General features: G+C 68.5%; 8 protein-coding genes. 6 read left to right on the forward strand and 2 right to left on the reverse strand.

Annotated features, from left to right (window positions below; translation table 11 throughout):
* Positions 1 to 67 precede the first annotated feature (67 nt).
* The 6 genes from VFK57_18725 to VFK57_18750 all read left to right on the forward strand — a co-directional run bounded on the left by VFK57_18725 (position 68) and on the right by VFK57_18750 (position 6,818).
* Positions 68 to 868 (forward strand): hypothetical protein, encoded by an 801-nt coding sequence (locus VFK57_18725; GenBank protein HET7697755.1) that lies wholly within the window; start codon positions 68 to 70, stop codon positions 866 to 868.
* 96 nt (positions 869 to 964) lie between these two features.
* Positions 965 to 3,859 (forward strand): isoleucine--tRNA ligase, encoded by a 2,895-nt coding sequence (gene ileS, locus VFK57_18730; GenBank protein HET7697756.1) that lies wholly within the window; start codon positions 965 to 967, stop codon positions 3,857 to 3,859.
* Entirely contained in the window at positions 3,856 to 4,419 is a 564-nt protein-coding gene (gene lspA, locus VFK57_18735; GenBank protein ID HET7697757.1) for a signal peptidase II, read from the forward strand. The genes ileS and lspA overlap by 4 nt, the downstream gene beginning before the upstream one ends.
* Entirely contained in the window at positions 4,400 to 5,209 is an 810-nt protein-coding gene (lgt, locus tag VFK57_18740) for a prolipoprotein diacylglyceryl transferase (GenBank protein ID HET7697758.1), read from the forward strand. Before lspA ends, lgt begins: the two co-directional genes overlap by 20 nt.
* A complete protein-coding gene (locus VFK57_18745) occupies positions 5,206 to 6,183 on the forward strand; it encodes an RluA family pseudouridine synthase (protein ID HET7697759.1) in 978 nt (325 codons plus the stop codon). Before lgt ends, VFK57_18745 begins: the two co-directional genes overlap by 4 nt.
* A 116-nt stretch (positions 6,184 to 6,299) precedes the next feature.
* Positions 6,300 to 6,818, forward strand: coding sequence for an NUDIX hydrolase (locus VFK57_18750; GenBank protein HET7697760.1), 519 nt, complete (start codon positions 6,300 to 6,302; stop codon positions 6,816 to 6,818).
* Between the two features lie 249 nt (positions 6,819 to 7,067).
* On the opposite strand, the gene VFK57_18755 is transcribed toward VFK57_18750, so the two are convergent.
* Together VFK57_18755 and lon are read right to left on the reverse strand one after the other, a co-directional pair.
* Positions 7,068 to 7,955: a histone deacetylase gene (locus VFK57_18755; GenBank protein HET7697761.1), complete on the reverse strand. Its 888-nt coding sequence runs from the start codon at positions 7,953 to 7,955 to the stop codon at positions 7,068 to 7,070.
* The coding region (gene lon, locus VFK57_18760; GenBank protein ID HET7697762.1) for an endopeptidase La at positions 7,952 to 9,716 on the reverse strand (1,765 nt) is incomplete at its 5' end. The genes lon and VFK57_18755, both read right to left, overlap by 4 nt.

Below are 9,716 nucleotides of genomic sequence, written 5' to 3' on the forward strand. Positions count from 1 at the left end.
TTTGCAGTCTTTGGAGATCGGATACGAACGTAAACTCGGCAATTGGTGCAATGGAGGCGAGGACAACATGTTGAAGCGGACGGTTCTCAGCGCGTTCTGCGCCGCGGCCATGCTCGTGACGGGCGTCGCCTACGCGCAGAACAGCGCAACGCTTACGCTGCGCTCCGGTGAGAAGGTGAGCGGTGATCTCATCGACCTCGGCGGCGTCGGCTTTACCGTGCGAGTGAGCGGCAGCGAGCGGCAGATCCCGCAGAACGACGTGGCGGTGATCGACTTCACCGGCGGCACGATGAGCGATGCCGACTGGGCCAAGTTCACCGGCTCGACGCAGGTCATCCTGCGCAACGGTCAGACGATCGACGGCCAGCTCTATGACATCGGCGGCGCCACGCCGCTGCGTCTGACGATCAAGACCGGCAGCGGCGACCGCGAGCTGTCGTCCAACGAAGTCGCGCGGATCGTGATGGCGCGCCCTGACAACGTGGCCACCGGCACCACCGGCGTCGCGGCGACCCCCGCGGTCCCCGGGGCGATCACGGTCCAGGCGAATCAGCCGTGGACGTCGACCGGCATGACGGTCCGGCGGGGCCAGACTTTGACCTTCCAGACCACCGGTGAGGTGCAGCTGAGCACGGATGCGGCAGACACCGCCAGTGCGGATGGGGCGAAGAAGGGGCGTTACGCGCCCAACGCGCCGATGAAGCAGGTGCTCGCCGGCGCGCTCATCGGGCGCATCGGCAACGGCGCGCCGTTCGCCATCGGCAACCAGACGTCGATCGTCGCCCCGGCGAGCGGCATCCTGTTCCTCGGCATCAACGACGATGGGTTCGAGGACAACAAGGGGAACTTCCAGGTCGTCGTCAAGTAACCGCACGGTCGTCGCACGCAGATCCTGGGGTTGATCTGCGGGGCCGGCCGCCCTCCGGGGCGACCGGCCTTTCTTCTGTACAATTGGCAGATATCCATGGCCGACTGGAAGGACACGCTCAACCTGCCCCGTACGGGCTTCCCGATGAAGGCGAACCTGCCGACCACCGAGCCGGAGGCGCTCGCGCGGTGGGCCGGGATGGATCTGTACGGAAAGATACAGGCGGCCCGCGCCGGCGCGCCGAAGTTCGTGCTGCACGACGGACCGCCGTACGCGAACGGCCAGATCCACCTCGGCACCGCGCTGAACAAGATCCTCAAGGACTTCGTCGTCAAGTCGCGGTCGATGGCGGGCTTCGACACCCCCTACGTGCCGGGGTACGACTGTCACGGGCTGCCGATCGAGCTGAAGGTGGATCGCGAGCTCGGCCCGCGCAAGCGCGACATGAGCACGGCCGACTTCCGGCGCGCGTGCCGCGCGTATGCCGAGCGGTTCATCGGCGCGATGACCGAGGACTTCCAGCGCCTCGGCATCTTCGGCGACTGGGAGCACCCGTACCTGACGATGGACTTCCGCTACCAGGCGGCGATCGCGCGGGCGCTGGGCAAGTTCGTCGAGCGGGGGCTCGTCTATAAAGGCAAGAAGCCGGTCCACTGGTGCATTCACTGCCGCACCGCGCTCGCCGAAGCGGAGGTCGAGTACGAGGAACACTCGTCGCCGTCGATCTACGTCGAATTCCCGCTCGCACCAGAGAGCGCGGACGAGATCGCGCGCCGCATCCCGGACCTGCGCGGCCGCGACGTCAGCGTGCTGATCTGGACGACGACGCCGTGGACGATTCCGTCGAACCTGGCGATCGCCTTCCATCCGGATTTCGACTACGGCGCGTATGAAGTCGGCAGCCGCGTGGTGATCGTGGCGGAGGCGCTGGCGCCGCGCGTCGCCGAGGCCGGCGGAAAGACGTTCGGCCCGCCGGTGGCGCGCTTCAAGGGGGCGACGCTGGAGCACATCCGCTTCCAGCATCCGCTGTACGCGCGGATCTCGCTCGGCGTGCTCGGCGACTACGTCACGCTGGACGCAGGAACCGGCGCGGTGCACACCGCGCCGGGGCACGGCGCGGACGACTTCAACACCGGTGTGCGGTACGGGCTGGACATCTACGCGCCCGTGGGTCCGAGCGGCTTGTTCCTCGAGACCGTCGACATGTTCGCCGGCCAGCGCGTGTTCGACGCCAACCCGCACATCGAGCAGGCGCTGAAGGAGCGCGCCCGGCTGTGGCACCGCGCCGATTTCGCGCATCAGTACCCGCACTGCTGGCGCTGCCACAACCCGGTGATCTTCCTCGCCACGTCGCAGTGGTTCATCCGCATGGACGGCGAGCCGGCCGTGCCGTCGAGCGGCGGCGCCAAAACCCTGCGCCAGGCGGGGCTCGACGCCATCGACCGCGACGTCAAGTGGATCCCGGCGTGGGGACGCGACCGGCTGTTCAACATGGTGTCGAACCGTCCCGACTGGTGCATCTCGCGCCAGCGGGCGTGGGGCGTGCCGATCCCGGCGGTCGACTGCTCGTCCTGCGGCGAAGCGATCATGACCGCCGCCATGGTGGAGCGCGCCGCGTCGGTCTTCGATCAGTACGGCGCGGACGCCTGGTACGAGCGGCCGATCGAGGAATTCCTGCCCGACGGATTGACCTGCCCGTCGTGCGGCGGCACGTCGTTCGACCGCGAGCGCGACATCCTCGACGTCTGGTTCGACTCGGGATCGAGCCACGAAGCCGTGCTGCCGTTCCGCCGGGAGCTCACCTGGCCGGCCGACATCTACCTCGAAGGCAGCGACCAGCATCGCGGCTGGTTCCAGAGCTCGCTGCTCGTGGGTCTCGGGACTCGGGGACGCGCGCCGTTCCGCGAAGTATTGACGCACGGGTTCCTGATCGACGTCGACGGGCGGAAGATGTCCAAGTCGCTCGGCAACACCGTGCTGCCGCAGGAAGTGATCAAGGAAAGCGGCGCCGAGATCCTGCGGCTGTGGGTGGCGATGAGCGACTTCCGCGAGGAGCTTCGCGTCGGCAAGCAGATCCTCGCCCGCGTCGTCGAGGCCTACCGCAAGTTCCGCAACACACTGCGCTACCTGGTGTCGAATCTCTATGACTTCGATCCGGCGACCGACGCGGTCGCGGTGGAGCAGCTGCAGGCGGTCGACCGCTTCATCCTGTCCCGTTATGCCAGCACCGCGGCGGCGGGGATGCGCGGGTACGAGGAGTACGACTACCCGTCCGTGTTCCAGACGCTGAACCAGTTCCTCACCGTGGACCTGAGCGCGTTCTACGCCGACGTCTCGAAGGATCGGCTGTATACGTTCGGCGCCGGATCGCGCGAGCGGCGCTCGGCGCAGACCGCCATGTTCATCATGGCCGACGGCCTGGCGCGGCTGCTGGCCCCGGTGCTGCCGGTGACCTCCGACGAGCTGTGGCGCCACAAGCCGGGCTCCGCGGAACCATCCGTACACATCGCGACCTTCCCGCGCGACGTGGAGCGGTTGATCGATCGCGGGACGGAACGCGAGTGGGCCGCGCTGCTCGACGTGCGCGACACGGTGAACCGCGCGCTGGAGAACGCGCGGCAGGCCAAGACCATCGGCACCTCGCTGGCCGCCCACGTCGCGCTGACGGCCGGAGGCGCCAGCGCCGATCTGCTGCGGCGTCACGAAGCGGATCTCCCGATGCTGTTCATCGTCTCGCAGATCAGCCTGGACACCGGCGGCCCCGAAGGGGTGAGCGTCTCGGTGTCCCGCGCCGAGGGCGAGAAGTGCGATCGCTGCTGGCGGGTGCTGCCCGAACTGTCGCGCGAGCCGCGCGTCGACGGGCTCTGCGCGCGCTGCGTCGAGGCGCTGCCGGCGGGCAGCGGTCCCTCCACGCGCTCCGGGTCGTCCCGAACGGAGCCGACCGGCGGGAGTGCCCACCGCAGCTTCAGCAAGGGTGGGGAGGTCGCGTGAGCACCGAAGAGCCGCTCACTGCCCCGCCGCCGGATCCGCCGCCGGCGACAGTGCTGCCGTCCGCGCCGTTCGTCCGTCCACTGGAGGTGGTCACGGTCGGCGCGGTGGTGGTGTTCGATCAGCTCACCAAGTTCCTGGTCAAGGCGACCATTCCGCTTTACGCCAAGCGGGAGATCATCCCGAACTTCCTCGACCTGACGCACGTGCAGAATACCGGCGCGGCGTTCGGCGTGCTCAACGCCGCAGAGTTCCCCTACAAGTCGGCGGTGATGATTGGCATCGCCACGCTCGCGCTGGTGGCGATCTCCCTCTACGGCCGCCAGCTCGGCTCGCACGAGAAGCTGTCGCGCTACGGACTCTCCCTGATCATCGGCGGCGCGTTCGGCAACCTGGTCGATCGCGCGCTCGCCGGCTACGTCGTGGACTTCGTCGACGTCTACTGGGGCGAGGCGCACTTCTGGGCCTTCAACGTGGCCGACGCGGCGATCACCGTGGGCGCGATTCTCGTGCTCCTCGACATGATCGGGCTCGGACGCCAGCATGCATCCCATCCTGTTTGAGGCCGGCGGCCTCACCATCTACTCGTATGGCGTGCTGCTGGCGGCCGCGTACCTGCTCGGCCTCCAGTTCGCACTGATGCGCGCCCGCGCGCGCGGGCTTCCCGCGCAGCAGGTGATGGATCTCGGGATCTGGATCATCATCAGCGCGCTGGTCGGCGCCAAGCTGCTGCTCCTGATCGTCGATTTCGACCAGTTCACGTCGAACCCGCGCGACCTGCTCAGCCTCGCGCGCTCGGGCGGGGTCTTCTACGGCGGACTGATCGCCGCGGTGGCGGTCGCCCTCGTCTACCTGCGGCGCCACAAGCTGCCGCTGTGGACGACGACGGATGTGTTCGCGCCGGGGATCGCGCTCGGCCACATCGTCGGGCGGTTCGGCTGCCTGCTGGCAGGATGCTGCTTCGGCAAGCCGGCATCGGTGCCGTGGGCGATCACCTTCACCGATCCCGCGGCGATGGCCAACGTCGGCACGCCGCTCGGGGTTCCACTGCATCCGACGCAGCTCTACGACGCCGGGGCGGAGGCGCTGATCCTCACGTTCCTGCTGCTGTTCGAGCGGCGCGGCCGTCCGTTCCCGGGCCGCACGTTCTGGAGCTACATGCTGCTCTACGGCGCGTCGCGGTTCGTCATCGAGTTCTACCGCGGCGACAACCGCGGGATGGTCTTCGGCGCGCTGTCGACGTCGCAGTTCGTCTCGATCCTGCTGGTGCCGCTCTCGATCGTGATGCTGGTCCTCTTGAGCCGACGAATCGATCCGACGCGGCACCGGGCGGCGCAGCGGGTCGCGGCGTGAGCGACACCCGTGAGCTCGAGGCGGCAGCCGAGCACGACGGGCTGCGCCTCGATACCTTCCTCGCCGGCGTGATGCCGGATCGTTCGCGATCGTTCATCCAGAAGCTGCTCAAGGACGGCCTCGTCACCGTGCCGGGCGGCGCCACGCGCAAGCCGCTTCGCGCCAGCACGCCCGTGCACAGCGGCCAGCGCTTCGTCGTCGCGCTGCCGGAGCCCGAGCCGGCGACGGCCGAGCCGGAGGACCTGCCGCTGTCGATCCTCTACGAAGACAGCGACATCGCGGTGATCGACAAGCCCGCCGGGATGGTGGTGCACCCCGGCGCCGGACACAGCCGCGGCACCGTCGTCAATGCGCTGCTGTACCACGTCGAGGATCTGAGCGGCATCGGCGGCGAGCTGCGCCCGGGCATCGTGCACCGGCTCGATCGCGGAACCTCCGGAGTGATGGTGGCGGCGAAGAACGATGCCGCCCACCAGGAGCTGTCGCGTCAGTTCCAGGATCGCGAGGTCGAGAAGGAGTACATCGCGCTCGTCTGGGGGCTGGTGCAGCCGGGCAAGCGGATCGACGCGCCGATCGGCCGCGATCCGAACGATCGGCAGAAGATGTCGACGCGGGCGCGGCGGGCGCGCAGCGCCGTGACGCGCGTCACGTGGGCGCTCAACCTGCGCGGGGTCTCGCTGATCCACGTGGCGATCCACACCGGCCGCACGCATCAGATCCGCGTGCACCTGAACTCGATCGGCCACCCGATTGTCGGCGACGCGACCTACGGCGGGGTGCACCGGCACGTGGCCGACGACGTCCGCGCCGTGCAGCGGCTGGAGCGTCCCTTCCTGCACGCGGCGCGCCTGAAGTTCACGCATCCGGCCGACGGGCGGGTGATGGAGTTCGAGTCGCCGCTGCCCCACGACCTGCAGTCGGTGCTGGACGACATCCGCGCGCGTCAGGAGCCGGAGGAGCCAGGTGCCAGGTGAAGCGGCGTACGGTCTACGCTCCGGCACGCTCACCAGCACAGCGAGCAGGACTACTGGGAGTTTCCTGGTGGCCTTTGTGTCAGCCAATCAGCGCATGAGCAAACCCAGGAGTTCCAGTGTCTGCTGAACGTCTCTCGTCGGAGCAGGTCTTCAAGGGCAAGGTCTTCTCGGTGGATCGCGATACGGTGAAGATGCCGAACGGGCGCACCGTCGCCGTGGACGTCGTCCGCCACTCGAAGTCCGTGGTGATCGTCCCGATCCCGGAGCCGGGGAAGGTGATCCTCATCCGGCAATACCGCTATCCGGTGAACGCGTATCTGTGGGAGCTGCCGGCCGGAAGCGTCGACGAAGGGGAAACGCCGGACGCGGCGGCGCGCCGCGAGTGCCACGAGGAGATCGGCCTGGTGCCGTCGACGGCCGTCCGCCTGAGCGCGATGCTGCCGACGCCGGGCTACTGCGACGAAGAGATGATCTTCTTCCGCGTATCCGGCCTGGAGCAGACCGACGAGCCGGCGCACGTGGACGAGGACGAGGACATCGAAGCGCGGACGTTCGACCTGCGCGACGCCCGCGAGATGGTCCGCCGCGGCGAGATCACCGACATGAAGACGCTGGTGGGGCTGACGCTGATCTGAGCCCGCGGATGCTTCAGCGGCGGAATCTTCCGCCTGCGCGGAAGCTACAGACAGATCGCTCGGCTGAGACGGGCAGACGCAGCTTCGCAGCAAGGCACGAAGTCACAAAGCCACACTCAAGAACTGGTTTTTCTTGGCTTCGTGCCTTTGTGCCTTCCTCGCGAAGCCATCGCAAATGCGTGTCAGCGTGCCCTCAAGCTTTTTCCATTGCTTCGAGTCAGGCGCCCGACCGGCACGCCGATGGCCGCCTCAAGCCATCAACAGCGTCTCCACAGTCGCGGTCTGAATGTCGACGATATCCCGTACGTCCAGCGCGTAGCCGCCGGCCAGGGTCAGCGCCAGCGGCACGCCGGCGGCGCGGGCGGCCTGCACCACCAGGCGATCGCGTTCGGCCAGCCCGGCTTTCGTCAGCCGCAGCCCGCCGAGGCGATCGTGCTCGAACGGATCCGCACCGGCGACGTACACGATCAGCTCGGGATCGCTGGCCAGCACCCGCGGCAGGGCGGCGCGCAGCGCGTCCAGGTAGCGCGCATCCCCGGCGCCGTCCTCCAGCCCGACGTCGAGGCCGCTGCGCGGCTTGAAGAACGGATAGTTGTGCTGCTGGTGGATCGAGAGGGTGAAGACATCCGGGTCGCGCTCGAAGATCATCGCCGTCCCGTTGCCGTGGTGCACGTCGAGGTCGACCACCGCGGCGCGCCTGACGTGATGCCGCGCCTGCGCCACGCGGATCGCGACCGCGACGTCATTGAGCGGGCAGAATCCCTCGCCGTGATTGGCGAACGCGTGGTGCAGACCGCCGCCGAGATGCGCCGCCCGGCCCTCGTCGAGCGCGGCGGCGGCCGCGGCGCAGGTCCCGCCGGCCATGAGACGGAACGCGGTCGCGAACCCGGGCTGCCAGGGCAGCTCGAGCGTCGCGATGTCGTCCGCGGTCAGCGTGCCGTCGCGCAGCTTCGCGAGGTACTCGGCGGTGTGGACCAGCCCGAGATCGTCCCAGGAGGCCTCGGGCGGCTCGTGGAACTCGCACGCCGCCGAGTGCGGACCGGCGGCGAGACGCTCGGCGATCAGCCGGTACTTCGACGTGGGCCAGACATGGCCGGGGAGGATGACTTCGTAGTGCGGTGAGAAGAAGACCTTCACACCACCGCGGGACGCACGTCGGACTGCACCGGCCGCGGCAGCGAGGTCTGCTGGGCATCGGGCTGAAGCGCGATCGCGACCGCCTCGGCGATCTCGGCGACGAAATGGATCGTCAGCTCCTTGCGCAGCTCCTCCGGCAGATCCTCGTTCACGTTCTTCTCGTTCTGGCGCGGCAGGATCAGTTCGGTGATGCCGTGGCGGCGAGCCGCCAGCACCTTCTCCTTGATGCCGCCGACCGGGAGCACGCGGCCGGACAGCGAGATCTCGCCGGTCATCGCGACGTCGCCGCGGACCGGCCGGCCGGTCAGCTCGGACGCCAGCGCGCAGACCATCGTGACGCCGGCTGACGGCCCGTCCTTGGGCACCGCCCCGGACGGCACGTGCAGGTGGATCTCCGCGTCCTTGTAGAACGCGGCGTCGACGCCGTAGTGCTGCGCGTTGGCGCGGAACCACGACAGCGCGGTCCGCGCCGACTCCTTCATCACGTCGCCGAGATGGCCGGTCAGCGTCAGCGTGCCGCCTCCCTGCATGCGCGAGGCTTCGACGAAGAGCACTTCGCCGCCGGCCGGCGTCCAGGCCAGGCCGACGGCCACGCCCGGATCCTTGGTGCGGTTCTCGATCTCCTCGTCCAGGAACGTCGGCGCGCCGAGCATGTCGACGACCGTCCCGCGGGTGATGACGACCCTGGTCTCGTCTCCTTCGGCGCGGCGGCGCGCGACCTTGCGGCAGAGCGCGCCAATCTCGCGCTCGAGATTGCGGACGCCGGCCTCGCGGGTATAGCCGCGGATCACCGCCGCCACCGCGTCGGCGGAGAACTCGACCTGCTCCGGCGTGAGGCCGTGGTTCTTCACCTGCTTGCCGATCAGGTGCTCGAAGGCGATCTTCAGCTTCTCTTCTTCGGTGTAACCGGCGAGCTCGAGCACTTCCATGCGATCGCGCAGCGCCGGCGGAATCGGATCGATCACGTTCGCAGTCGTCAGGAACAGCACTTCCGACAGATCGAACGGGACGTCGAGATAGTGGTCGCGGAACGTGTTGTTCTGCTCCGGATCGAGCACCTCGAGCAGCGCCGAGGCCGGGTCGCCGCGGAAGTCGGATCCCAGCTTGTCGATCTCGTCGAGGATGAACACCGGGTTCTTCGACTCGGCGCGGCGCAGCCCCTGGATGATCTGCCCGGGCAGCGCGCCGATGTAGGTGCGGCGATGGCCGCGGATCTCCGCTTCGTCGCGCATGCCGCCGAGCGACACGCGCACGAACTTGCGGCCGATCGAGTTGGCGATCGAACGCGCCAGCGACGTCTTGCCGACCCCGGGAGGCCCGAGGAAACAGAGGATCGGCCCCTTGACGTCGGGATTGAGCTTGCGCACCGCGAGGTACTCGAGCACCCGGTCCTTGACCTTCTCGAGGCCGGAGTGATCGGCGTCGAGCACCTGCTTGGTGTGCTTCAAATCGATCGAGTCTTCGGTGCGCTTCGACCAGGGCAGCGCGATCAGCCAGTCCACGTAGGTGCGCGACACCGTGTACTCGGCCGCGGCCACCGGCATCTTGGACAGCCGATCGAGCTCGCGGAGCGCTTCCTTGCGCACCGGGTCGGGCATGCCGGCGGCATCGATCTTCCCCCGCAGCTCGTCGATCTCCTTGGCCTGCTCGTCCCCTTCGCCGAGCTCCTTCTGGATCGCCTTCATCTGCTCGCGCAGGAAGTACTCGCGCTGGTTCTTGCCGACCTCGGACTGCACCTGCGACTGGATCCGCGATCCGAGC

Source organism: Vicinamibacterales bacterium (genome assembly GCA_035699745.1).
Lineage (GTDB): Bacteria > Acidobacteriota > Vicinamibacteria > Vicinamibacterales > 2-12-FULL-66-21 > JAICSD01.

Excerpts from the sequence above, each read along its gene's own strand:
- VFK57_18725 (HET7697755.1), top strand. The coding sequence starts at position 68 with ATGTTGAAGCGGACGGTTCTCAGCGCGTTCTGCGCCGCGGCCATGCTC.
- ileS (HET7697756.1), top strand. The coding sequence starts at position 965 with ATGGCCGACTGGAAGGACACGCTCAACCTGCCCCGTACGGGCTTCCCG.
- lgt (HET7697758.1), top strand. The coding sequence starts at position 4,400 with ATGCATCCCATCCTGTTTGAGGCCGGCGGCCTCACCATCTACTCGTAT.